General features: G+C 63.7%; 25 protein-coding genes. 15 read left to right on the top strand and 10 right to left on the bottom strand.

The window, feature by feature from the left end:
- Positions 1–119 precede the first annotated feature (119 nt).
- The 3 genes from KR227_RS10155 (at position 120) to secA (ending at position 4,479) form a co-directional block, all read left to right on the top strand.
- Positions 120–632: a ComF family protein gene (locus KR227_RS10155; protein WP_255549290.1), complete on the top strand. Its 513-nt coding sequence runs from the start codon at positions 120–122 to the stop codon at positions 630–632.
- Between the two features lie 188 nt (positions 633–820).
- Positions 821–1,492 (top strand): ribosome hibernation-promoting factor, HPF/YfiA family, encoded by a 672-nt coding sequence (hpf, locus tag KR227_RS10150; protein WP_218365224.1) that lies wholly within the window; start codon positions 821–823, stop codon positions 1,490–1,492.
- A 368-nt stretch (positions 1,493–1,860) separates the two neighbouring features.
- A complete protein-coding gene (gene secA, locus KR227_RS10145) occupies positions 1,861–4,479 on the top strand; it encodes a preprotein translocase subunit SecA (RefSeq protein ID WP_370625235.1) in 2,619 nt (872 codons plus the stop codon).
- Positions 4,480–4,527: 48 nt separating this feature from the next.
- Here secA and KR227_RS10140 read toward each other — a convergent pair whose 3' ends face one another.
- The gene (locus tag KR227_RS10140; RefSeq protein WP_218365222.1) at positions 4,528–5,097 is read right to left on the bottom strand and encodes a hypothetical protein; all 570 of its coding nucleotides are present in this window, start codon (positions 5,095–5,097) and stop codon (positions 4,528–4,530) included.
- 187 nt (positions 5,098–5,284) lie between these two features.
- Here KR227_RS10140 and KR227_RS10135 point away from each other — a divergent pair, with 187 nt between their 5' ends.
- The 4 genes from KR227_RS10135 to KR227_RS10120 all read left to right on the top strand — a co-directional run bounded on the left by KR227_RS10135 (position 5,285) and on the right by KR227_RS10120 (position 8,765).
- Complete coding sequence (locus KR227_RS10135) at positions 5,285–5,695, top strand: HAD family hydrolase (protein WP_151550060.1); 411 nt, start codon at positions 5,285–5,287, stop codon at positions 5,693–5,695.
- Positions 5,696–5,699: 4 nt separating this feature from the next.
- Positions 5,700–6,206 carry a hypothetical protein gene (locus KR227_RS10130; protein WP_218365221.1) on the top strand — a complete coding sequence of 169 codons (507 nt, stop codon included), beginning with the start codon at positions 5,700–5,702 and terminating at the stop codon, positions 6,204–6,206.
- A gap of 106 nt (positions 6,207–6,312) precedes the next feature.
- A complete protein-coding gene (locus KR227_RS10125) occupies positions 6,313–7,422 on the top strand; it encodes an iron-sulfur cluster-binding domain-containing protein (protein ID WP_218365220.1) in 1,110 nt (369 codons plus the stop codon).
- A 53-nt stretch (positions 7,423–7,475) separates the two neighbouring features.
- Entirely contained in the window at positions 7,476–8,765 is a 1,290-nt protein-coding gene (locus KR227_RS10120) for a fatty acid desaturase (protein WP_218365219.1), read from the top strand.
- Here KR227_RS10120 and KR227_RS10115 read toward each other — a convergent pair whose 3' ends face one another.
- The 3 genes from KR227_RS10115 to aroA are packed head-to-tail and all read right to left on the bottom strand — an operon-like array spanning position 8,766 to position 12,571.
- The gene (locus KR227_RS10115; RefSeq protein ID WP_370625226.1) at positions 8,766–10,211 is read right to left on the bottom strand and encodes a chloride channel protein; all 1,446 of its coding nucleotides are present in this window, start codon (positions 10,209–10,211) and stop codon (positions 8,766–8,768) included. It lies immediately after the preceding gene.
- Positions 10,208–11,224: a ribosome small subunit-dependent GTPase A gene (gene rsgA, locus KR227_RS10110; RefSeq protein ID WP_218365218.1), complete on the bottom strand. Its 1,017-nt coding sequence runs from the start codon at positions 11,222–11,224 to the stop codon at positions 10,208–10,210. Before rsgA ends, KR227_RS10115 begins: the two co-directional genes overlap by 4 nt.
- 9 nt (positions 11,225–11,233) lie before the next feature.
- Positions 11,234–12,571, bottom strand: coding sequence for a 3-phosphoshikimate 1-carboxyvinyltransferase (gene aroA, locus KR227_RS10105; RefSeq protein ID WP_218365217.1), 1,338 nt, complete (start codon positions 12,569–12,571; stop codon positions 11,234–11,236).
- Between the two features lie 110 nt (positions 12,572–12,681).
- Here aroA and KR227_RS10100 point away from each other — a divergent pair, with 110 nt between their 5' ends.
- Positions 12,682–13,359 carry an SOS response-associated peptidase gene (locus KR227_RS10100; RefSeq protein ID WP_218365216.1) on the top strand — a complete coding sequence of 226 codons (678 nt, stop codon included), beginning with the start codon at positions 12,682–12,684 and terminating at the stop codon, positions 13,357–13,359.
- A 44-nt stretch (positions 13,360–13,403) separates the two neighbouring features.
- Here the strand turns inward: KR227_RS10100 and ybaK are convergent, their stop codons facing one another.
- Entirely contained in the window at positions 13,404–13,931 is a 528-nt protein-coding gene (gene ybaK / locus KR227_RS10095; RefSeq protein WP_218365215.1) for a Cys-tRNA(Pro) deacylase, read from the bottom strand.
- Positions 13,932–13,996: 65 nt separating this feature from the next.
- Here ybaK and KR227_RS10090 point away from each other — a divergent pair, with 65 nt between their 5' ends.
- Genes KR227_RS10090 through rsrA form a run of 3 tightly spaced genes read left to right on the top strand, consistent with a single transcriptional unit; the run spans position 13,997 to position 15,698 of the window.
- A complete protein-coding gene (locus KR227_RS10090; RefSeq protein WP_218365214.1) occupies positions 13,997–14,716 on the top strand; it encodes a metal-dependent transcriptional regulator in 720 nt (239 codons plus the stop codon).
- Between the two features lie 50 nt (positions 14,717–14,766).
- Positions 14,767–15,435 (top strand): sigma-70 family RNA polymerase sigma factor, encoded by a 669-nt coding sequence (locus KR227_RS10085; RefSeq protein WP_151550052.1) that lies wholly within the window; start codon positions 14,767–14,769, stop codon positions 15,433–15,435.
- Positions 15,432–15,698 carry a mycothiol system anti-sigma-R factor gene (rsrA, locus tag KR227_RS10080; RefSeq protein WP_218365213.1) on the top strand — a complete coding sequence of 89 codons (267 nt, stop codon included), beginning with the start codon at positions 15,432–15,434 and terminating at the stop codon, positions 15,696–15,698. The genes KR227_RS10085 and rsrA overlap by 4 nt, the downstream gene beginning before the upstream one ends.
- 89 nt (positions 15,699–15,787) lie before the next feature.
- Here rsrA and KR227_RS10935 read toward each other — a convergent pair whose 3' ends face one another.
- From KR227_RS10935 to KR227_RS10070, 3 genes are all read right to left on the bottom strand, one after another.
- On the bottom strand, positions 15,788–15,862 hold the full coding sequence (locus KR227_RS10935; protein WP_370513275.1) for a 50S ribosomal protein bL37: 75 nt from the start codon (positions 15,860–15,862) through the stop codon (positions 15,788–15,790).
- Between the two features lie 104 nt (positions 15,863–15,966).
- Entirely contained in the window at positions 15,967–16,230 is a 264-nt protein-coding gene (locus KR227_RS10075; protein WP_151529467.1) for a WhiB family transcriptional regulator, read from the bottom strand.
- A gap of 383 nt (positions 16,231–16,613) precedes the next feature.
- Positions 16,614–17,636 (bottom strand): diacylglycerol kinase family protein, encoded by a 1,023-nt coding sequence (locus tag KR227_RS10070; RefSeq protein WP_218365212.1) that lies wholly within the window; start codon positions 17,634–17,636, stop codon positions 16,614–16,616.
- A gap of 98 nt (positions 17,637–17,734) precedes the next feature.
- Here KR227_RS10070 and KR227_RS10065 point away from each other — a divergent pair, with 98 nt between their 5' ends.
- Positions 17,735–18,205: a hypothetical protein gene (locus KR227_RS10065; protein WP_218365211.1), complete on the top strand. Its 471-nt coding sequence runs from the start codon at positions 17,735–17,737 to the stop codon at positions 18,203–18,205.
- Positions 18,206–18,241: 36 nt separating this feature from the next.
- Here the strand turns inward: KR227_RS10065 and KR227_RS10060 are convergent, their stop codons facing one another.
- Together KR227_RS10060 and KR227_RS10055 are read right to left on the bottom strand one after the other, a co-directional pair.
- Entirely contained in the window at positions 18,242–19,537 is a 1,296-nt protein-coding gene (locus KR227_RS10060) for a hypothetical protein (RefSeq protein WP_218365210.1), read from the bottom strand.
- Positions 19,538–19,560: 23 nt separating this feature from the next.
- Positions 19,561–20,868: a DEAD/DEAH box helicase gene (locus KR227_RS10055; RefSeq protein ID WP_218365303.1), complete on the bottom strand. Its 1,308-nt coding sequence runs from the start codon at positions 20,866–20,868 to the stop codon at positions 19,561–19,563.
- A gap of 422 nt (positions 20,869–21,290) precedes the next feature.
- Between KR227_RS10055 and KR227_RS10050 the strand changes: the two genes are divergently transcribed.
- From KR227_RS10050 to KR227_RS10040, 3 genes are all read left to right on the top strand, one after another.
- Positions 21,291–21,518 (top strand): DUF3107 domain-containing protein, encoded by a 228-nt coding sequence (locus KR227_RS10050; RefSeq protein ID WP_218365209.1) that lies wholly within the window; start codon positions 21,291–21,293, stop codon positions 21,516–21,518.
- Between the two features lie 239 nt (positions 21,519–21,757).
- On the top strand, positions 21,758–22,615 hold the full coding sequence (locus KR227_RS10045; RefSeq protein WP_218365208.1) for a DUF3152 domain-containing protein: 858 nt from the start codon (positions 21,758–21,760) through the stop codon (positions 22,613–22,615).
- A gap of 5 nt (positions 22,616–22,620) precedes the next feature.
- Positions 22,621–23,835, top strand: a complete 1,215-nt coding sequence (locus tag KR227_RS10040; protein ID WP_370625225.1) for a ThiF family adenylyltransferase — start codon at positions 22,621–22,623, stop codon at positions 23,833–23,835.
- The last annotated feature ends 30 nt before the right edge of the window (positions 23,836–23,865 follow it).

Here is a 23,865-nt window from a genome sequence, read left to right as displayed (position 1 = left end):
TTGCCATGAGCGGGGCGTGGGAATGGGTGCTGCCGGTACGCTGCGCGGGATGTCACGCGCCGGGAGTGCGCATATGTCCGCGGTGTGCGCGGGCGTTGGCGCAGCCGCCGGAACTGGTTATGCCCACTGTGGAGCTGGATATTCCGGTATGGGCCTGCGGCCCCTATGGCGGGCCGCATCGCCAGATCATCGTGGAGATGAAAGAGCGCGGACGGGTGGATGTGATCCCGCACGCGGCGGCGGTGCTGCGGGCGGCGCTGGAGTTTATGGCCGCGCGCGGGGAGCTGCCGGAGCCGCAGCGGCTGAGCCTCGTTCCGGCGCCCACCACCCGGCGCAATGCGCGTCGTCGCGGCGGCGATCATGTGACCGCGCTGTGCCGCCACACCCGCATCCCTACCTCTGAGCTGCTCTTCCGCACGCCCAGCGCCCGCGATTCGGTGGGTTTGAGTGCGGCGGAGCGGCGGCGCAGCCTAAGCGGCTCGGTGCGGGTGCGGCGGGCCCCGCGGCCACGGTTTCCCGCTGTGCTTGTCGACGACGTCCTCACGACAGGATCCACTCTGGCCGCGAGCCGGGCCGCGCTGGCGTATGCGGGGGTAAGGGTGATCGGTGCCATAACCTTAGCGGCGGCTTAGAGAAATCCACGTTGCTGGGCTAATGCGGACTCGTCCTGTCCGCTAAGGGCGAACATCGTTGAGAACCCTAGAAGATTGGTCATAACCAGATGTATTCTTGAGGTGCAAGACATCATCGTCACCGCAGACCGCGGAGGAGCAATCCAGCCCTTCCGTTGGTGGTGGCCAACCCCGGGAGGTACACGCACGTGACTACACCTGCTGACAACACCGAGACTCTGCGCCCAGAAGCACAGGTTCGCATTACTGGACGTAACGTTGAGGTTCCCGAGCACTTCGCTGAGCGTGTCAATACTAAGCTCTCCAAGATCGAGCGCCTCGATCCCACTCTCACCTTCTTCCACGTCGAGCTGCAGCATGAGCCGAATCCGCGCCGTGCCGATCGCGCCGATCGTATTCAGATCACCGCCACCGGTAAGGGCCACCTGGCTCGCGCCGAGGCGAAGGAGGATAGCTTCTACGCCGCGCTGGAGACCGCGCTAGCCAAGATGGAGCGCTCGCTGCGCAAGGTGAAGGCCCGCCGCACCATCAGCCGTTCTGGTCACCGCGCCCCGCTGTCCACCGGCGAGATCGCCCGCGAGCTCGTGGATGAGGCAAAGGCCGCCCGCGAGGAGGAAGATGATCGTTATGCAGACACCTACGCCGACAAGGTGGAGGATGTTATGCCCGGCCAGGTCGTTCGTCGCAAGGAGCACACCGCTACTCCGATGAGCGTGGACGATGCTCTGTCTGAGATGGAGCTTGTGGGCCACGATTTCTACCTCTTCATCGATGAGGAGACCAACCGCCCGTCTGTGGTGTACCGCCGCCACGCTTTCGACTACGGCCTGATCGCCCTGACGGAGGACGAGGAGAGCTAATCCCTCGACCGCCACGGCGGGAATGCCATTCGACCCGCCCGGAGCAGAGAAGCTCGGGGCGGGTCGCTGCTGTGTCCGGCCCACCCAGCTCGGGCGGGTTAGCTGCACCCCCCAGCCAGCCGGCGGGGCTGTGCTCTTAGGGCATGCTGCATCGTCTGGGTGCTGGGGTGCGTACAATAGGCACAGACTTGTGGCAGCTGCGCCTTATCTTCATCTTCGATAGTGCGTTATGCTGCACGAAGCAAAAGCTTGAACGTGGGTGTGTCGTGCGCCGCGCCGATGAAGAGCGCGGCGGCGGCGCGTCGCTCCGGTTGTCGATCATATAAGGAAAAGTAGAGCCTGTGCTAGGACTGTCAAAGCTACTCCGGATGGGTGAGGGGCGCGCTGTGAAGCGTCTGCGTCACCTCGCTGATCAGGTCATCGCAGTGGAATCGGATTACGAAAAGCTCAGCGATGATGAGCTGCGTGCAAAGACCGACGAGTTCAAAAAGCGCCTCGAGGACGGCGAAACCGTCGATGACCTCGTGGTTGAAGCATTCGCGGTGGCACGCGAGGCGTCGTGGCGCGTGCTCGGCCAGAAGCACTACCCAGTGCAGATCATGGGCGGCGGCGCCCTGCACTTCGGCAATGTGGCCGAAATGAAGACCGGTGAGGGTAAGACGCTCACATGTGTGCTGCCCGCCTATCTCAATGCCCTCGAGGGCAAGGGTGTGCACGTGGTCACCGTGAACGACTACCTGGCTAAGCGTGACTCCGAGTGGATGGGTCGTGTCCACCGCTTCTTGGGGCTGCGTACCGACGTGATTCTGGCTACCAAAACCCCAGCGCAGCGTCGTGAAGCCTATGCTGCCGACATCACGTATGGCACCAATAATGAGTTCGGTTTCGACTATCTGCGAGACAATATGGCGCGCTCGCTCAACGATTTGGTGCAGCGCGGCCACCACTACGCCATCGTGGACGAGGTGGACTCCATCCTCATCGACGAGGCCCGCACCCCGCTGATTATTTCTGGCGCCGTGGAGGGAACCTCGCAGTGGTACACCGCCTTCTCGCAGATCGCGCCGCGCATGAAGAAGGACATCCACTATGAAGTGGACGTGCGCAAGCGCACCATCGGGGTGAAGGAAGAGGGCGTCTCCTTCGTCGAGGACCAGCTCGGCATTGACAATCTTTATGCCCCCGAGCACTCGCAGCTGGTCAGCTACCTGAACAATGCGCTCAAGGCCAAGGAGCTGTTCACCCGCGATAAGGACTACATCGTGCGCAACGGTGAAGTCATGATCGTGGATGAGTTCACCGGACGTGTGCTTTCTGGTCGCCGCTATAACGAGGGCATGCACCAGGCCATTGAGGCCAAGGAGCAGGTGGAGATCAAAAACGAGAACCAGACTCTCGCGACCATCACCCTGCAGAACTACTTCCGCCTCTACGACAAGCTCGCCGGCATGACCGGTACCGCCGAGACCGAGGCCGCCGAGCTGCACCAAATCTATAAACTCGACGTGATCGCGGTGCCGCCGAACCGCCCCAACCAGCGCAGCGACGAGCCCGACTTGATCTACAAGACGCAGGAGGCGAAGTTCGCGGCCGTGGCCGATGACATCGCCGAGCGTGTGGAGAAGGGCCAGCCGGTGCTGGTGGGTACCACCTCCGTGGAGCGTTCCGAGTACCTATCCACCCTGCTGCAACGCCGCGGCATCAAGCACAATGTGCTCAATGCCAAGCACCACGAGCAAGAGGCCCAGTATGTGGCCCAGGCGGGCTTGCCGGGCAATGTCACCGTGGCTACCAACATGGCCGGCCGTGGTACGGACATCGTGTTGGGCGGCAACCCCGATATCCTCGCGGACCTCGCCTTGCGTGAGCGCGGCTTGGATCCGGTGGAGAAGCCGGAGGAGTACGAGGAGGCCTGGGACGAGGCCATCGCCGAGGCCAAGAAGCGCTCCGAGAAATACGCCGAGCAGGTGCGCGAGGCCGGTGGCCTCTATGTGCTGGGTACCGAGCGTCACGAGTCCCGCCGCATCGATAATCAGCTGCGTGGCCGTTCCGGCCGCCAGGGTGATCCGGGCGAGACCCGCTTCTACCTCTCGCTGCGCGATGAGCTCATGGTGCGTTTCCGCGGCCAGGCCATCGAGTCCATGATGAACCGCCTGAATGTGCCGGACGATGTGCCGATCGAAGCGAAGATGGTGTCTAACTCCATCAAGACCGCGCAGTCGCAGGTGGAGAACCAGAACTTCGAGGCGCGCAAGAACGTGCTCAAGTACGACGAAGTGATGAACGAGCAGCGCAAGGTGGTCTACGGCGAGCGCCGCGAGATCCTCGAGGGCATGGACGTCGAGCCCTTCGTGAAGAACATGATCGACGAAACCCTCTCGGCCTATGTCGCCGCCGCCACCGAGGTCGGCTACGTCGAGGACTGGGATCTCACTGAGCTGTGGAACGCCCTCGAGGCGCTCTATGGCCCCAGCTTCGAGTACCAGGAGCTCATCGACGGCACCGAGTATGGTGCGGCCGGCGAGCTCTCCGCCGAGGAGCTGCGCCAGGCGCTGATCGACGACGCCCGCTCCTGCTATGCCCAGCTGGAGGAGGCCGTGACCTCGCTCGGCGGCGAGGAGCAGATGCGCAACTTGGAGCGCACCATCATCTTGTCCATCGTGGACCAGAAGTGGCGCGAGCACCTCTATGAGATGGACTATCTCAAGGAGGGCATCGGCCTGCGCGCCATGGCACAGCGCGATCCGCTGGTGGAATACCAGAAGGAGGGCGGCGACATGTTCAATGCCATGAAGGACGGCATCAAGGAAGAAACTGTCCGCCAGCTCTTCCTGCTGCGCCAGCAGTTTGTGCCCAAGATGGAAGAGGCCGGCACCGCCGACATCAACAACGATGGCAAGATCGACGCCGAGGACATCGGCGGGGATGTAGCCAAGGTGCGCGAGGCCGAGTCCAAGCGCACCTACCGTGGGCCCGCCGAGAGCTAAACTCGCCCGCCCCGCCGCCCGCAGGACACCAGCTGCGGGCGGCGCCGCTTAAAACACCCGCAGCGTGTGAACACACCACACCCTGCGGGTTGTTTTATGCGCGTGCAGCTGCATGGCCCCGGCCATGAAGCGGTGGTGGCTCACCGCGCCCAGTGGCTGGCCGAGGCGCACCACAAAGTCGAAGCGGTCCCGGCGGTAGACATCCGGGATCACCCGCAGCTCAGCGATAGGTGGGGGAGTGGAATCCGGCGCGACTTTCTGGGCGGCGATGAGCCGACGCATCATGGCCACATGAGCGCGAACCTGCAGGGCGAAGCGGGCAGGAGCGAGGGTGCTGGGCTCCGCGGCCCCGCTCATCACCGCCAGCATTCTGCTCACTGGAGGTTGGGCGATGCTGTGCAGATCCGAAAGCCGGCGGGGCTGGCGCGCTCTGGGGGCGGTGCCGGGCTGGGCGCCGGAGTGTGCCGCGGATGGTGCCGCCCCGCCGCCGAGATGGCGCCGCGACTCTGCAGGGGAGAGTGCCGATTCGGCGGCGGCGGATAGCGCCGCGGCTGGGGGCAGCTTTTTCAGATGGGTGCTACCGGCGATGGAGATAAAAGGCGAGCTCTGGGCGCTCATGGCTCTCATAGGGCCTTCCTGCGCGGGAGGTGCGCGATCGCGGAAAGCAGCCCGCGGCCGCGTGGCGGCTTGTGGCCCGTGGAATCCCCCTGTGTCCCGCGTATAGTATGGCATGGTTAGCAGCGCGGCGCCCGCCGTGCCTGCATAGATGCGCCCCTGGGGCGATAGCAACAACACAAGGAGAACAATGCGCGGACTGGTAGTGGATTATGTGGGAGTGCTCGATGGCTCAGAAGAAGTGCAGCGTCGCTGGCGTAACTTCTTCTCGGCGCTGCGGAAGAAGGGCGCACCGATCGCCATTTTGTCCAATGATCCCGGCGGCCCCGGTGCGGATGAGATCCGCGAGTGGGAGTTCCGCGGCATCGTCGATGCGGTGCTTCTCTCCGGCGAGATCGGCGCGGAAAAGCCCACCGTGGAGGCCTTCCAATTCGCGGCCGACACCTTGGAACTGGAGCGCAAGGACCTGGTGATGGTGGATGATTCCATCGTGAACGTGCGCGGCGCTGTGGAGGCCGGTCTGATCGGCGTGTACTTCCAGCAATTTGATCGCGCCATCGTGGAGATCGCCGGCGTCTTCGAGATCGAAGGGGAATTCTAAGACGATGCGCGTCTATCTTCCGGCCACCTTTCCCATGCTTGAGCAGCTGCACAGCGAGAGCGTGATCCACGCCCGCAATGGGTGGGCTTTTGCCCTCACCCCGGCGCTGCGCGAGTTCTACACCAGCGGCGATGATGAGGAGCTCTCCGAGGTCGCCTTCGACGATGCGGCGCTGGCCTCCATCCGGCTTTTGGCTATTGATAGCGAGCAGCGTTTCCCCCATCGCCGCGTGGTGATCAGCGCGGATGTGGACGATGACGCCGTGGAATTCCAGCCGGAGATGGGCGAGTCGGTGGTGCGGCTCAGCCCTGCCGAGGTGGCGCTGCGCGATGTGGCCGCGCTGCATATCGATCTCGAGGACGCGGAAGCCGATATCGAGCGCGCCCTCGCCGTATTGGATGCCGCGGAGCTGGGGGACGAGGATGCGCAATTGGCGGTGGGGGACGCCGCCGAGCACTTCTTGGCATGGTACGACCCCACCGAACTGCCCTTTGTAGTGGAGTTACTCTAGCTGGCTGAGATTTCGGGGGTAAAACTAGACAGGTGGGGTGGTCGGGGCTAAGGTACGCTAACGTAATAGTTATTTCTTGGAGAGAAAATATTTTGGAGGCCTAGCTGTGGCCACCCCACCTGCCGATACCCCGCGTAGCCGCCGCTTCAGCCCGGACCGGCTACGGAAGTTCCGTCGCGCTCTCGGCGCGATCACTCACCCCCTGCTTCCCGATGACTACACCGCGTTGCTCAACCACCGGTGGTCGACGCGCGAGCTGCGCGGCGAGATTACTCGGATTGAAGCACTCAACGAGCGCACCGTCAGCCTGGAGATCGCTCCCGGCTGGGGAGTGCCCTTGGACTTTCAAGCGGGGCAGTTCATCGGTATTGGCCTGCCCATCGATGGCCGTTTCGTCTGGCGCAGCTATTCGCTGACCAACGCCCCGGTGCAGGGCAGCGACTCTATCTTCCACATCACCGTGCGCGCGATCGACGGCGGCATGGTCTCGCAGCATCTCATCTCCCACGCCCGCGCCGGGATGGCGATTCGCCTCGCCGCGCCCGCAGGAGATTTTCACCTCACCGATCCCGTGGCCGATCACCTGCTCTTTATCTCCGCCGGCACGGGCATTACCCCCATCATCAGCATGCTGCGGTATATCGCGGATACCGGCGCCATCGAAGACACCACCATTGTGATCGCCCATTCGGTGCGGGAACGCTCCGATCTGCTCTTTGCCGAGGAGCTCGAGCATCTCGGCACGCATCCGAATGTTCGCCTGCTGCTGACTATTACCAGCGAGCAGGGGCGGATGACTATGCAGTCGCTTATCGACGCCATCCCGGAGATATCCAGCTACGCCGTCTATGTCTGTGGCCCCGAGGAGATGATCCGCGCCGCAGAGGACGAGCTGGGTGCCGTGCTGGATGATCCCAGCCAGATCCGCAGCGAGCGCTTCACCTTGGACCGCTCGAAGGCGGGGTCCAACCCGGGCGGTGTGGTGAGCATTGGAAGCAATGCCTCGGTGGAAGTCGATGGCGCCACCACGGTGCTGGAGGCTGCGGAAAGCATCGGGGTGGCCCTGCCACATGGCTGCCGCATGGGTATCTGCCATACCTGCGTCCAAGAGATCAAGGAGGGCCAAGTTATGGATTTGACCACCGGCCAAACCTGCGGCCCAGGGGAGCGAGTGCGCGTGTGTAACTCGGTGCCCTGCGGGGACGTCAGTATCTAAAACCAGCACAATAACTGCACAATCGCTGCAACGCGAAGGAGAGACACAGAGACATGGCTATCGATAACATTCGCGCTTATTCGCATCTCACGGACGAGGACATCGCCGCCATCGGAGCTCGCTTCGACGCAATCAAGCAAGAGGTGGAGTCTGATCTGGGAGAGCGCGATGCGCGCTATATTACGAACCTGATTCGGGTGCAGCGCGGCTGCGAAATTGCCGGCCGCGCGGCGCTGTTCTTCGGCAAGAACAAGGCGGCCTTTGCCACCGGCACCGGGCTATTGGCGCTGTCGAAGGTCCTCGAGAACCTCGAAATCGGCCACAATGTGATGCACGGCCAGTGGGACTGGATGAACGATCCCACGGTGCACTCCACCACGTGGGAATGGGACAATAACTGCCCCTCGGAGCAGTGGATGCACTCGCATAACTACATCCACCACACCTTCACCAACGTCCTCGGCATGGACAATGACGTGGGATATGGCGTGTTGCGCGTGACCCGCGACCGCAAGTGGCAGCCCTATCACCTGGCGCAGCCGCTGACCAACACCATCTTGGCCACCTTCTTCCAGTGGGCGGTGGCATTCTACGATGTGGAGCTGGGAAAGATTCCCGCCGGCAAGGCCACCTGGGAGGAGACCAAGCCGAAGCTCTGGCAGACCATTGCTAAGGTGCGCAATCAGATGGCCAAGGACTACGCCATCTTCCCGCTCGTGGCGCTTCCCTTCGGCTTGGGCGGCACGATGCTCAAGGGCAATATGCTCGCCAACTTGATCCGTAACCTATGGGCCTATTCGGTGATCTTCTGCGGGCACTTCCCAGATGAGACCGAAACCTTCACCAAGAAGCAGCACGCCACCGAGGACCACAACCAGTGGTACCTGCGCCAGATGCTGGGCTCGGCCAACTTCCGCGGCGGTTTCCTGCTGAGCGTGCTCTCCGGCAACCTCAACTACCAGATCGAGCACCACCTCTTTCCCACCATGCCCTCCAACCGCCTGGCCGAGGTGGGCAAGAAGGTGGAGAAGGTCGCCCGCGACTATGACCTGCCCTATCACACCGGTTCCTTCCCGGAGCAGTTCTTCAAGGTGCAAAAGACCCTGCTCAAGCTGAGCCTGCCGCCGCGCTTCATGGTGGCCGATAAGGACAACGCCCCGGAGGTGCGCTCCAATGCGGCCTTCAGCGATAAGTTCCCGGTGGAGCAGTATCTCCACGTGGGCGAGGGTGAGAACGGGGTGCGCCGCGGCCTGGCCACGGGGCTGATCATGCTGAAGAAGATCCGCCCCGGGGTGAAAGAAGTGATGCTGAACTTCTCCGGCCGTACCCCGCTGCGTCGCTAATTAGGGCCGGTTCCACGGCATCGTCACGTTCAGCGGGATCTTCATGGTCTCGCTGGCGGCGCGTCCCGCGAGGGAGGCGGTGGCGGCGGCCAAGAACAGCGCGAGATAGGCGCTGGAGGTTTGGCCGGTGAACTCGATGGTGACGATCACCGCGAATAGCGGTGCGGCCATGGAGGTAGAGAGGAAGCTGGCGCAGCCCAACAGCGCGAAGTCCGAGGCCGGCAGCCCCGGCATGAAGGGCTGGAGGAACACGCCGATGCAATAGCCGGCGAGCGCACCGATGGCGAAGCCCGGGGTGAGCACACCGCCGACCGCGCCGGAACGCAAGGTGACAAACACGGCGATGCCCTTGGCCACCAACAGGGCAGCAGCGAAGGTGAGGGCCGGTCGCCCCACAAGCACCTCGGTGGCGGCGAGACGGCCATTGCCGAGCACAGTGGGCAGATAGATAGACATCAGCCCCACCAGAATGAAGGCCGCGGGGATGGTCCACATCATGGCTGCGCCGTGGGTCTTATTGCTCTCTGCGCGAGAAATAGCGCTGCGAAATACCACGCCCAGCAAGCCGCAGAGTGCGCCCACGATGATCGCGGCCCCCAGATTGCCCCAGCCCTCAGAGAGCGGAATGGTGGCATAGAGCGGATCATTGCCCACCACGATGCCGGAGGTCACTGTGGCCACCGCGGAGCAGGCCAGCACGGTCATCATCGCGCGAATGGTGATGGATCCGAGGAGGATCTCCACGGCGAAGATCGCCCCAGCGAGGGGGATGTGATAGATCGCGCCCAAGCCGGCACCGGCCGCGGCCGCTACCAGAATACGGCGGGTTTCCGAATCCAATTCCAGCCGGTGCGAGAGCTGGCTGGACATCATGGCGCCGAGTTCGCGGGGAGCGTTCTCGCGGCCCACCGAGGCGCCGGCGGCCACGGTGATCATCTGCAAAAAGGCGTTGATGAGGGTCGATAGCACGGGCATGGGCTTGCCCTTCATGCCCTCGGTCACCGAGCGGATCGGCTTGCCCTTGGTTTGCAGCAGATAGTAGGCCACACCGGCCAAAAGACCGGCGATGGTAATACCCCAGAAGCGTTGGGCGGCGGTGGTGCCGGCGGTGAGGTGGGCCGTCATCCCTTCGTGGCGGCCATAGACCAGCATTTCCACCATCTGCATCGTTTTCACCAGCGCCGCGGCCCCGAGGCCAGTGCCCACACCCACAATGAGCGTGTAGATACACAGCAAGGCGAGGCGCTTGAGTCGGGCCTGCGGGGTGGCTGCGCCGGTGCCCTTGCGGCCGCGGGCGCCGGTATCGCCACTATCCGCCGGGGCGCGATCGGAGCTGGCGCGTGCCGTGGTATCCGTGGCCCCGCCGCTGGTCGCACCGCCGCTGGCCGCGGCGGTGTCCTCGCTGGCTGCCTCGCTATCCTCTGCTGGGCGCTGGGTACTGCTCACAGGTTCTTCATCTCCCATTCATCATTGGAGTGCAAAGAGGTGAGCAGCAGGCGCACCGCCTCGGCGCGGCGAGCTGAGGGGCCGTCCAAATCGTCTAATCCGCACTCAGGATCGGCAGGAGGCCCGAGGTGGGTGCAGCCGCGCGAACACGTCTCGGCGGCGGCCGCGAGATCATCAAACACCGCGATCACGTTCTCTGGGGTGACATGGGCCAGCCCGAAGGAGCGAATACCTGGGGTGTCAATAATCCAGCCGCTGCCGGAGTCGAGGGGCAGCGCCACCGATTGGGTGGAGGTGTGGCGTCCCTTGCCCACGCCCGAGACTTCACCGGTCGCGCGATCCGCATCCGCCACAATGCGGTTGACCAAGGTGGATTTCCCCACCCCGGAATGACCGATGAGCGCGGAGACCTGGCCGTCGATGAGGGCATTGAGCTCATCGAGGGGATCGTTAATCCCGCACACCACCACCGGCACCTCGAGGGCGGCGAACTCGGCGGCAAAGGCAGAAGGATCGGCCAGATCGGATTTGGTCAAGCACAGTACCGGCGAGAGATTACCCACATAGGCCGCCACCAGAGCACGTTCCACGAAGCCGGCCCGGGGCGGGGGATCGGCCACGGCGCACACAATGAGTAGCTTCTGGGCATTGGCCACCACGATCCGCTCATAGGGGTCGGTATCGTCGGCGGTGCGGCGCAGCACCGAGGAGCGCTCGCTGAGTTTCACAATGCGCGCCAAGGTGCCGGGCTTGCCGCTGGTATCGCCCACCACGCCCACGCGATCGCCCACCTCGATGGCGGTGCGACCCAGCTCCCGGGCGCGCATGCAGGTCACGGTGTCCGCAGGGGCGCGGCCATCTAAGGCGACGCCCCAGCGGCCGCGGTCTTTGCTAATCACCATGCCAAACTCGGCGTCTTTGTGCTTGGGGCGGTGTTTCGTGCGCGGCCGCGAGCCCCGAGAGGGGCGGATTTTTACATCGGATTCATCAAAATCGCGCCGGGATCTACTCACTGTCTCACCTCACTCGTGCTGTGTCGGGGCGGCGGGTTGTGCGCCGTCGATCATCTGCGCCCACATGGTGTCGAAACCGGGCAGGGTTTTGGCGGTGGTGTCGATATTTTCCACCTGTACCCCCTCGGTGACGAGGCCGATAATGGCCCCCGCGGTGGCCATACGGTGATCGTGGTAGCTGTGCCATACCCCGCCGTGCAGCGGCGCTGGGGTGATGGTGAGCCCGTCTGCGTGTGCCTCGCAGCGCCCGCCAAGCCGGGTGATCTCGGTGCTTAATGCCTCGAGGCGATCGGTTTCATGCCCGCGCAAATGCGCGATACCGCGCAGGAACGAGCGGGAATCAGCCAGGGTGGCCAGGGCGGCCACGGTGGGGGTGAGCTCGCCGATATCGCTCATCTCGATATCGATGCCGCGCAGCCGGCCATCGCTGGGGCCGGTGACCACGAGGTCGTGGCTATCGCCGCGCGAGTGCAGCTCGGCCTGTGCGCCCATGCGGGTGAGGATGGAGCGAATCTCGTCCCCGGGCTGGGTGGTGGTGTGCGGCCAGTGGGGGATGGTCACCTCGCCGCCGGTGACCGCGGCCGCCGCAAGGAAGGGAGTGGCATTGGAGAGATCGGGTTCGATAGCCCAGTGCCGGCCCCGGATGGTGCCAGGGCGTACCCGCCACACGTGGCGCTCGGAGGTGTCCACCTCCACGCCGGCCTCGCGCAGCATGTCGATGGTCATATCGATATGTGGTTGGGAGGGCAGCACGGTGCCGGTGTGGCGCAGCTCGATGCCCTTATCGAAGCGGGCAGCGGCAAGCAGCAGGCCGGATACGAATTGGGAGGAGCCGGAGGCGTCGATAGCGATCGTGCCTCCCTCCAGGCTGCCGGTGCCGTGCACCGCGAAGGGCAGCCGAGTGCCGTTGATATCCGCGCCCAGCCCGCGCAGGCCGTTGAGCACCGCGCTCATGGGGCGGGTGCGGGCTTGGGCATCGCCGTCGAAGAACACAGTGCCATCGGCGAGTGCTGCCACCGAGGGCAGGAAACGCATGAGGGTACCGGCCAGTCCGCAATCGATGGTGGTGCCCGACAGCGGCTGGGGTTGCACGCGCAATTCAATATTGGGGCTGCCATGGGAGGGGGAGATATCGCTGATAGAGACACCCAGGGCTTTGAGGGCGCCGATCATCAGGTCGGTATCGCGGCTGCGCAGCGCCCCGGAGATGGTGGAGGGCCCGTCGGCGAGCGCGGCTAAGATGAGCGCGCGGTTCGTCATCGACTTCGATCCGGGGATGTGTACGCGGGCGCGCACAGGGTCCGTCACAAATGGGCTGTCCCACAGGGGCATGCGTGCTGAATCCATACCTCGATTCTAGGGCTAGGTCCCGGTGGCGTCGTCGATTCGCCCTAAAACCGCAGGTGATTGTGAGCATACGGGGGATGCGTGGCCAGGCTGCTGGCACAATGGGCACTATGTGTGGTCGTTTTGTTTTATTCACCACTGAGCAGGAGCTGCTGCGCCATGCCCAGCGGGTACTCGGGGTGGCGGAGATCGACGCGCCCCAGGGCTGCCCGCCGCCGCGCTACAATATCGCCCCCACCCACGCGGTGCCGGTGTTTATTGCTACCGAGCTGCTTCAGGATGCCGCTACACAGGCCCCGCTGAGCCTGCGGGCTGCGCGGTGGGGCTTGCTGCCGCATTGGAAGAAGGACAGCACCGGTCCCGTGCTCTTTAATGCCCGGGCTGAAACCGTCGCTACCAAGCCCTCTTTTCGCGACGCCTTCGCCCGTTCCCGCTGCGTGATTCCCATGGATGGCTATTACGAGTGGAAGGATAAGCAGCCGCACTTTGTCCACCGGGAGGACGGCGAGCTGCTGTGGGCTGCGGGCGTGGTCGCCACCGGGCTGGGGCAGCTGTCCACCACGATCATCACCACCGCCAGTGCTCAGCCGATTGCGTGGCTGCATGATCGCATGCCGCGCCTGCTCACCGCCGAGGAGGCCCAGGCGTGGCTCACCCAGGATCAGCAGGCGGCGGAGGCCATCGTCTCTGGGCCGTCGCCGGAGTCCCTGCGCGCGAGTATCATCACCACCCCGGCCGATAGGGCCGTGGGCCGGGTGGGCAATGATTATCCCGAGCTGATCTCCTAGCTGCGCGCTTATCGACGCTCACCTGCTGCCGCGCCCCTGGTGGCCTAGGGTGCGGCGAGATCGCTGAATTCAGCGCCGAGGACGGCGGCCATATCGCTGGCGCGGAGCTGGATATCGAGCCCGCGCTTGCCGCCGGAGACATAGATGGTCGGATGCGCCGTGGCGCTGGCGTCGATACGCGTGGGCAGGAGTTTCTTCTGCCCCAGTGGGGAGATCCCGCCGGTGATATAGCCGGAGGACTTTTCGGCGTCATGCGGATCCGCCATGCTCACCTTGGATACGCCGAAGGCGTGAGCGGCCTTCTTCAACGACAGCGAGCCGGTGACCGGTACGCAGCACACCGCGAGGCTGCGGCGGGGCCCGCGGCCGGCGCTTAAGTCCACCACGAGGGTTTTGAAGATGGCCGCGGCCGCGACGCCCTCGCTCTCGCCGAGTGCTGCGGCAGCCTGCTGGCCGAAGTGATCGTGGCCGGCGTCGAACTCGTGAACCTGGTGCTCGATTCCGGCCGCGCGCAGCATCGCCAGGGCGGGGGTGGCGGCACCCGCGGCGCCCTTTTTCTTTTTCTTTGCCATAACGAGGACACTATAACGCTGGATCGCCCTAGCGCCGCAGCGATCAAACGCTAGGCTTAGAGAGTATGGATACGCCTGTACCTTCCATCACTGATCTGCCAGTGCGCACCCAGGATTACTTGAAGAACATTTTTGATATTTGCGAGCGGACGCAGGCGCCGGCGTCGTTGAAAGAGCTCGCCACCACGATGGGGCAGAAGGCCCCCACGGCCTCTGAGGCGGTGAAAAGGCTGGCGCAGAATGGCTATATTCACCGCGAACCCTATCGCGGCATCACCCTCACCGCGCAGGGGCGGCAGCTGGCCCTGGCGATGGTGCGGCGGCACCGGCTGGTGGAAAGCTTTTTGGTGGAAACGCTGAACTATGGCTGGGACGAGGTACACGAGGAGGCCGAGCTACTCGAGCACGCCATCTCTGATCGCCTGCTCGGCCGGATTGATAGCTTTCTCGGTTTCCCCAGCCGCGACCCGCATGGGGATCCGATTCCCAGCGCGAGTGGGGAGATCGACACCGTGGGTGGGCAGTCGCTGGCAGCCGTTGCGCCCGGCACAGACACGGTGGTGGAGCGCATCCACGATCACAGCGTGGACATCCTGCGCTATCTGAACGATAACGGCATCGTGCCGGGGGCGCGTATCAGAGTGGAGCAGCCGCCTTTCGACGGCATGGCGGCACTCTATGTCGCTGCAGCTGACGGCACCTGGTCGGCCGAGCCGGTGCTGCTCAATGAGGAGGCGGTGCGGTGTGTGGATGTGGCGGCCCCTAAAATAAATGAGGACGACTAGGACGCACGGCGCACACCGCGACTATAGAGGCAGGAGCCACGGGGATAAGCATGGTGGACACACCTGAGGACGCACAGGCCACGAGCCGAGCGCGCGCAGGCGAGGACGAGCGCAGCCTTGAGCAGCGTTTCGAAGACGACGCCCTGCCGCTGCTGGATCAGCTCTATGGTGGCGCGCTGCGCATGACGCGCAACCCGGCGGATGCCGAGGATCTCGTGCAGGAAACCTATTTCAAGGCCTATCAGGCCTTCTCCTCTTTTCAACCGGGCACCAATCTCAAGGCGTGGCTGTACCGGATCATGACCAACACCTATATCAACAGCTATCGCAAGAAAAAGCGCCGGCCGCAGCAGCTGCCCACCGAGGAGATCACCGATCATCAGCTGATGAATACCTCCACCCACGATTCCACCGGGCTGGAATCCGCCGAGGTGGAGGCATTGAAGCTGCTGCCGAATACTCAGATTGCGGATGCGATGAACCAGCTCAGCGAGGACTATCGCATGGTGGTCTACTACGCAGACGTGGAGGGGCTGGCCTATAAGGAGATCGCGGAGATCATGGGCACTCCCCTCGGAACGGTGATGAGTCGGCTGCATCGGGGAAGAAGACAGCTGCGCGATGCGTTGAGAGAAGTAGCTGCCGATCATGGCATCGGCGTGGAGCCCGAGACTGACAGCACCGAGCAGGCCACAACAACGCGGAAGGTGAGCCAATGAGAGACTGCGGACGCAAGCATGAATGCTCCGAAAGCTGCGAGCGCGCCTATGCCTCTCTCGCTCGGCTGCTGGAAGGGGATTGCAGCCCCGTCGAGCGGGAACAGCTGCGCCGGCATGTCCAGGCCTGCCCAGAGTGTTTCGAGCGGCTCGGAATAGAGGAGCAGGTACGTGAGCTTCTGCGGCAGTGCTGCTGCCAAAAAGCCCCCACCCGGCTGCGCGAAACCATCCGCTTTAAGATGCGCGTGGAGTGGACTATCGGCTAGCCGCAAGGGTGGGGAACAAGAGAAAACCCAGCGTGGTTCTGAAAAGAAACCAGGCTGGGTTTTGCTGCGCTAGGGCCTAGGCCAGTGGCTTAGGCGTTGGGGCGCTTACCGTGGTTAGCGCCCTTCTTACGACGGTCCTTACGCTTGCGACCACGCTTGCTCATAGTGGTCTCCTTCCTAGAGGTGGGTATGAATGAAAAGAAAGTTTGAGTGCCCAGTGTATCGTCTCACTGACGGCGAGAACAATTCACTGCGGCACTCATGCTTCCTAGACGGTGGCGCGGGAGCGCTGGCGCGCTAGCGCCTTATTACGGCGCTTCAGGGCGCGGCGCTCGTCCTCGCTCATGCCACCCCACACGCCGGCATCTTGGCCGGACTCGAGGGCCCACTTGAGGCAGTGGTTGGTTACTGGGCAGCGGTTGCACACCAGCTTTGCCCGGGCGATCTGTGCCAGGGCGGGCCCGGAATTTCCTACAGGGAAGAAGAGCTCGGGGTCCTCGTCGCGGCAAACTGCGTTGTGGCGCCAGTCCATGGTGTACTCCTTAAAGTTAAGCTAAAGCTTTTGTGCATCTATTGGGGTGAATTATCGGTTTCGGGTGAAGGCAGGGTACGCATCGGATGATCCGGATGGGGGCGTTCTTCTCGTCGCAGTTCTGACATCCTACGGCTAGTAGAGGGCACGAGCGACTCCCAAGATAATGGGGGCCGTGCTTGCTAGCTACAGTGAAGCCAGTGGAGAGAAAAATTAACGCCCGCCGCTTAAGCTTTCCGTCTCAGCTGCGGGTTTAACGTATGGTTAATCTCTGCTTCTACCGAAGTTCGGCAAAGGGTTGCGCTTTCTTTGCCTTCGCTGAAGTGAATTCTTGCACGACTATGTCTGTTTGGCTAGAGCTTTCGCCAAATTAGTGACATATCTCACGAAAAATGAGCGCTCTCAGGGGCGATCACGTCGATCACATCGGGGACAGAAACGATATCGATGCGATCTGTCTCGCCCATAAACTCGCCGTCTAGCTGCCACTTCGTCTTCTCTGTCAGGGTGAGTGTAAGTGCGTTGATATCGTCAACTTGGATTTCTCCGGTATCCACGGGCAAAGCAGACCAGAATCGGACATTCGAGCCCACCGTCTTCATCAACGCCGCTAGGCCACCGGCGCCTTCGGCGCTGGTGAGAGCGAAGATTGAGAGGCCGCCTTCCGTTCGGGCATCGGGGTTGGTCACAACCGGAACGGGGCCGGCAAATGTCCAGGGATTGGTATTGGATACCACCACCAAGGGCAGCTCCTTTTCCTCCCGCACGGTGCCGGCGGTCTCCGCCCGGAAAGAGATATGCGGCGGATGTGCCCGCAGGCGACGCCAGGCGCGTGCCGCAATAAGCGCGTATTTGCCGGGGGTGGCCGAGATACCGCGCTTGCGGGCCTGCTCCATCGAGTGAATCACGGCGGCATCAATGCCGATACCCAAGTTCACGCAGAGCCAGCGCTTGGACTCATCATCGTCCGGATCTGTCTCTGCCGAACCCACATTATGGGCCATGGCCAGAGGCAGGCGCCGCACCGTGCCCTCGCGGAGCAGCTCCGCGATCTCGGCGGCGGCCTCCGTGGGATCATTGGGCAGGCCGAGGGCGCGGGCATAGACATTGGCGGAGCCGGTGGGAATGATCACCAGCCGCGGCAGCTCGGCAGCATCGGGGCGGGCATCGACATCCTTGCCCAGCAAGCCGTTGATCACCTCGCCGACAGTGCCATCGCCGCCGAGAATAATGATGGCGTCATAATCAGAGCGCCGCAGCCCAGCGCAGATCTCCTCGGCATGCTGCGGATAGGCCGTATGGACAGCCTTGATGGACGTCACTGGCGCGAGCGCGCTCACAACATCGCGGACAATGGCATGGCTGACGCTCGTGGAGTTCGGGTTCATCAAAAGTAGGCTTCGCACGATTCCCCAGTGTAAAGGATTCCGCTCCCGCGACGGCGCGCCGCATCGCCGCGGGATGTCTAGGGCGCAGCCACCGGCATTGTATAGACTCATGTTCTGTGAGCAGAGCAGAAAAATCCCGCCGCAGCCCCGAGTCCACGCAGCCTGCAGAGCAGGCCGCATCCGCCGTTCCCGCCCCCATTCGCTGGGCGGCGATACTCGGCGGGGTAGAGGGGCTCCTCGGTATCGCGTATGGCATCTTTCTCATGGCCCGTGACCTGCTGGGTTATCGCGATGCCTCCGCCGTTTTCGAAGATGAGCTGCGCGCCGATCTGCTCGGCTTCGGCACCGGCGTGGTCTTTCTCATCTTCTTCGGCACGGTCTGCGTGGCCGCCCTATTCCTCGCCCGCGGCAAGCGCTGGGGTCGTGCGCCCGTGCTCATGCTCAACATGCTGCTTATTCCCATTGCCTTCTATATTCACAGCGCCGGGCACACCCCCTCGGCCATTGCGGTGGGCATTGTGGGCCTGCTCGGCCTGGGCCTGCTCTTCAACGGGGTCGCCGTGCGCTGGGCGGCAGCGCAGTACTAGTCGAGAATATGCCTGCAGGGTGGCGTCGATAAGCGATTATCGACGCCACCCTGTGATCGTTGAGCCCTGTTGGGCGATGATCGTATCCCCAGAAAGGCGCAGGTTAATCGGGGTCGAATCGGCGCCATCGTCGATGGAGGCGCGGACATGGTCGATCCGCTTGCCTCGGTGCCACTCGGCGAGGGCGAGGCCATCTCGGACGGGATAGGCCACGGCATCGGTGCCCATCGCCACCCCGGAGCCGATGGCATCGGAGAAGATGTGCTCCACGGCGAGGGTCGTGGGGTGGAAGAGGATGAGGCCGCGATCGGTGTAGACCGTGATGTGGTGGGGAAGATCGGCGTGAATGACGTTGCGCGGATCAAAAAGCGGCGCTATGCCGCGCTCACTTAGCACCTCGCCATTGCTGCCATAGGAGACAATGCGGCCCTGGATGCGCAGGTCTTGGGGCGGGTAGTACACCGCGGCGGCGTCCTCAGCGACGGCCAGAAGCTGGGCGTCCGGCTGCTCGAGCTCGATGCTTGTCTCCGGTTCCGGTTTGCGGGAATCCTCGGGGTTGCGGTCGAAAAAGTGCAGCCGCGCCACAGGGGCGCCGCTGTCATTTCCGGCTTGCTCAGGAGCGCAGATATCGATGAGGGCCAGGGTGCTCAAACGAGTCAAAGCGGAGCCAATGCGGCAATAATCGCGGCCCAGCTGTTCGCGCTCCTGCGGGGCGGGATCCTTACCCACCTGGATGGTGCGCACCAGATCCGAGCGCCACAGCACCACCAACTCATCGTTGTACACCCCCGCGGCATCATTGGAGCGCAGCGAGTGCACGGGCTCTTCGGTGAGCACCGCGCGGGTGCTCTTATAGCGGCCGGTATCGGCATCGATGGCGGTGGTTTCACCGCAGCCGAAGCCCGTAGAGAAAGACACCATCACCTGCGAAAAAGCCAAAGATAGTGCGCAGACGGTGGCATCGCTGCGCTCATAGGACCAGCGCTCGGTCTCGGTGGCGGGGTCGAAGGCGAATACCCGGTGCTCCTCCGCGGCGATCACCAGCCCGTCGATCACATAGGTATCCCGCTGGTGCAGCGGGGAATCGGTGGTGAACGTCCACTGCTTGTGCATGGACTCCGGGAAGGAGGTGACGATGCTCGGCACCTGCGGCGGCTGCTCCTCCGGGCCGATGGAGCTGCGCAGATGCGCGTGACGGGCCGGGGCGCTGATATATGTGAGCACGCAGACGAGCGCCACCAGCAGCGCGAGCACAGCCCAGCCCGCAGCGGGGGTGAGGCGGCGCCGAGCAGGGGTGGCAGCACCAGCCGCACCGCTATCGCGTGAACTCATGAGGCTGAAGGATACCGCACTTTCTAGTTACGGCGCCCGCGCCCTCCGCGGCCGCCCTGCTGACCGCGGCCCTGGCTGCGGCCCGCGCCCCGCGGGCGACTACCGCGACCACGCAGGCTCGAGGCACCCCCGCCGAAGACGGGGCGGGCATCGCCGATGGAATCCGTGGCGCCCTCGGGAATATCGAGGGCCTCGAATAGCTCGGGGGAGGTAGAGAACCACTGGGGTGGTTCCGGCTGATCGAGCTTGAGCTCATCATTGATCAGCGCCCACTTGTGCAGCTCATCAAAGCCCACCAGGGTGACGGCCGTTCCGGTGTGACCGGCGCGGCCGGTGCGGCCAATGCGGTGCACATAGGTCATCGGATCGTCCGGGGTCTGATAGTTGATCACATGGGTGACATCATCGATGTCGATACCGCGGGCGGCCACATCGGTGGCCACCAGGATCGTGATGCGTCCCTCGCGGAACGCACTGAGCGAGCGCTCGCGGGCCGATTGGCCCATATCGCCGTGCACTGCTCCCACCGCAAAGCCATGGGCGGCGAGGTTTTCGGCCAAGGTCGCCGAGGAACGCTTCGTGCGGGTGAAGATGATGGTGCGGCCGCGGCCGGGAGCCTGCAGAATGCGGGAGATAATGGCCGTTTTATCCATCTGGTGCGCCTGCATCACCACTTGGCGGGTAGAGGCGTGTGTCTGCGAGGACTCCGCCGACTCGGCCCGAATATGCACCGGCTTGTGCATAAAACCCCGGGCCAAGGTGATGATGGGGCCGGGCATGGTGGCCGAGAACAACATGGTCTGGTGCGCGTGGGTGAGCATGGCCATGAGCTTTTCAATATCGGGCAAAAAGCCCAGATCGAGCATCTCATCGGCCTCGTCGAGAACTAGGATCGCCACCTCGTTGAGTCGCAGCGCCCCGCGCTGGGCGAGATCAAGGAGCCGTCCCGGGGTGCCCACGACCACGTCCACGCCGCGTTCGAGCGCCGAAATTTGGTCCTCATAGGGAGTGCCACCGTAGATCGCCAGTACCCGCACCGGCAGGCGGGCTGCGGCAGTGGCGAGATCCTCACTCACCTGCACCGCCAGCTCGCGGGTGGGGCAGACAATCAGGGCGCGCGGGGTGCCATCGAGCTCCGCGACATCGGCGGCATCAAAGACGCGATCGAGAAGCGGCACGCCGAAACCGAGGGTCTTGCCCATGCCGGTGCGGGCCTGGCCGATGATATCGGCGCCATCGAGTGCTAAGGGCAGCGTGAGCTCTTGGATGGCGAAGGTGTGGGTGATGCCCTTGTTGGCCAAGGCCTCCACGATCTCCACGGCGACGCCCAGCTCCGCGAAAGTCGGCGTGGTGGCATCCTTTGTGGCGGCTGTACTGCGAGAAGGTGGCGCCGCGGCGGGCGCGGCAGCGGCCTCTCTATCAGCAGGAGGAGCAGTCGCCGCAGCCTTCTCGGAAGGTGCCGGTGCGGCCTCAGCTACCTGCTGGCGCGTGGTGTGGCGACGCACTCGGCGGCGGGAACGCCTCGAACCGGCAGAGCGAGGCTGATCGTGGGCGGTGGAAGATCCTTGGTCAGACACATCTATAGATACTAACTGTCCTGCCACTAGTATTGGAGACTGCCTCAGTGCACGGTGGCAGAGAACTACTATCCTCACTGTGCATATGAGACGATAACCGTTAATTCATACGCACCGGCGCGGCAGCCTAGGCAGGTGCCGCGCCATCGTCACAGACATGAAAAGAGGGCATCTTTATGGACATCAAAATTGGTTTCAATGACAGCCCACGCGAGCTTGTTATCTCCACCGATCGCGCCCAGGATGAGGTGCTCGCGCAGGTGCAGCAGGCACTCGCTAGCGCAGAGCCGAGCTCTGTGACTCTGGATGATGACAAGGGCCGAAAGTATGTGGTCCGTAGTAGCTCGATCGCTTATGTGGAAGTCGGTTCCACACACGCTCATCCAGTGGGCTTTATCAACTAACGCAGCCGACAGGCGCAGCGCGCACGAGTACGAGGCAGAAGGAGTAGCGAGTCATCGACGAGAGAAGATATCTACGCGGCCAGGACGGGGAGGACCGCCCCGACCGCTATAAAGCGTGGAATAGCGACGATGACATCGCTGCCCCGCGCCACCACAGGCCGGAGCCGGACCCCTCGCCGGGGCGGCATGAAGCAGCGGGGGAGCGTCGAGAAGCAGAAGAGTCCAATGACTCCTTCTTCGTGCGTTTTGCCCGCGACTATGGCTGGCGGGCCTATGCCATTCCGGTGCTGGCGATCATCACCGTGTGGGTGCTCGTCGACATCATCCACCAGCCCGCCGATACCACACCCCCTACCGCCTCCTCTGTCCCACCGGCAGCCACGAGCACAGGTCGCGACGAGGGGCGACCGCCGGTGCCTAATCCCGCGGATCTCGCGTTTGTGACCGAAGGCGGGCAGCTACCCGCAGGCGGGCCCTATACCGAAGACGGGCGCGGCACTTACCGCATGGTGGGTGCCCCTGGTGCCGAAGCCGGGGCGGGACGCCCGCGCACCGTCACCTATGTGATCGAAGTGGAAGAGGGGCTCAACCCCGCCCACTATGGCGGCGATGATGGCTTTGCCGCGATGGTGGATGCCACCCTGACCAATCCCAAGGGTTGGACCGCCGATCCCGAGTTTGGCTTCAAGCGCATCGACAATCCGGACAAGGCCGATCTACGCATCCAGCTGAGCAGCGTGAACACCACGCATAAGAGCTGCGGTGCCAATCTGGGCATGGAGACCTCCTGCTTTACCTCCGACGGCAATCGCGTGGTGCTCAACGAATCCCGCTGGGTGCGTGGCGCCCGGCCTTTCGCTGGCGATCTCGGCGCCTATCGCCAATACCTCATCAACCACGAGGTAGGACACGGTATCGGCTATGCGCAGCATGTGCCCTGCGGCCGCGATGGCGCCCTCGCGCCGATCATGATGCAGCAAACCCTCAGCCTCTCCAATTCGGAGCTGAACAAGATCGACCCCAACGAGATCTACCCCGACGATAACGCCACCTGCAGCTATAACGCGTGGCCCTATCCGAACGGCAAGAAGGAATAAATTCGGTGACTCTCACACCGCGGCCGCTGCCCCCTGGGGCGACGGCACGTTATGCCCGCCATCTCTCCCTGCCCGGAATCGGGCTGCAGGGGCAGCAGAAACTCCACGGAGCCTCGGTGTTGGCGATTGGCGCCGGCGGGCTCGGCAGCCCGGTGATTGAATACTTAGCCGCAGCCGGGGTGGGGTGTCTGGGCATTATCGACGCCGACGAGGTGGACCTGTCCAACCTGCAGCGCCAGGTGGTGCACCGCACCAGCGATATCGGTACACCGAAGGTGCAGTCCGCGGCGCGCTTTGCCCGCGAGCTCAACCCCGAGGTGGAGGTGCGCACCCACCACTGCGCACTCACGGCCACTAATGCCCTCGAGATCCTCCGTGCCTACGACATCGTGGTGGATGGCTCCGATAACTTTGCCACCCGTTACCTGGTGGCCGATCACTGTGCCGAGCAGTCCATCCCGCTGGTGTGGGGCAGCATTCAGCAATTCGGCGGCCAGCTATCTGTCTTCGCCGAGGGCTATACCCTGCGCGATATTTTCCCCACCCCGCCGCCGCCCGGTAGTGCCCCCAACTGCGCCGAGGCCGGTGTCTTTGGCGTGCTGCCCGGGGTGATCGGCACCATGATGGCCACCGAGGTAATCAAGCTCATCACGGGATTCGGTACCCCGCTCATCGGCCGCCTCGCCACCTGGGATGCGGCGAATAACAACTTCAAAACCTTCTCCTTTTCCCCGCACCCGGAATCGGCGGCGCTGCGGCACCGCCCCGTGGTCGAGGCATGCGGGTGGGGAGACGGCGCAGCAGCTTCGACAGCTGCTGCTGCCGTGGATGCGGCCATCCGCGATAGCACCGATGCTGAGGAAGGACACACGATGGACCCCGAGAAGACACCCCGCGACGCCGATGCCCCCAAGGAGCCGGAACACCGCTCGATGGAGGAGCTGCCCGCCCTGCTCGAGGAGGGCATGATCTCGGTGGATGTGCGCGAACCCATCGAATGGGAAGGGGGAGTGCTGGGAGAGAGCCTGCTCGCCCCGCTCTCGCGGCTGCGCGCCGGGGACCTCGGCCAGGTCGCCGAGCTGGATCGCGCCCAGCCGGTGGCGCTGTATTGCAAAGCGGGAGTCCGCTCCGAAGAGGCCGCCCGGATCCTGCTCGCCCATGGTTTCGAGCGCGTTATCACCCTCGATGGGGGCATCATGTACTGGTGGATGAACCAGTAGAAGGCGCAGCTGGGAACGTAATCTCGCCTG

This window comes from Corynebacterium sp. TAE3-ERU30, from assembly GCF_019209925.1.
Classification (GTDB): Bacteria; Actinomycetota; Actinomycetes; order Mycobacteriales; family Mycobacteriaceae; genus Corynebacterium; species Corynebacterium megadyptis.
Note: the sequence above shows the minus strand (reverse complement) of the source record. Positions and strands in the feature narration are given on the sequence as shown.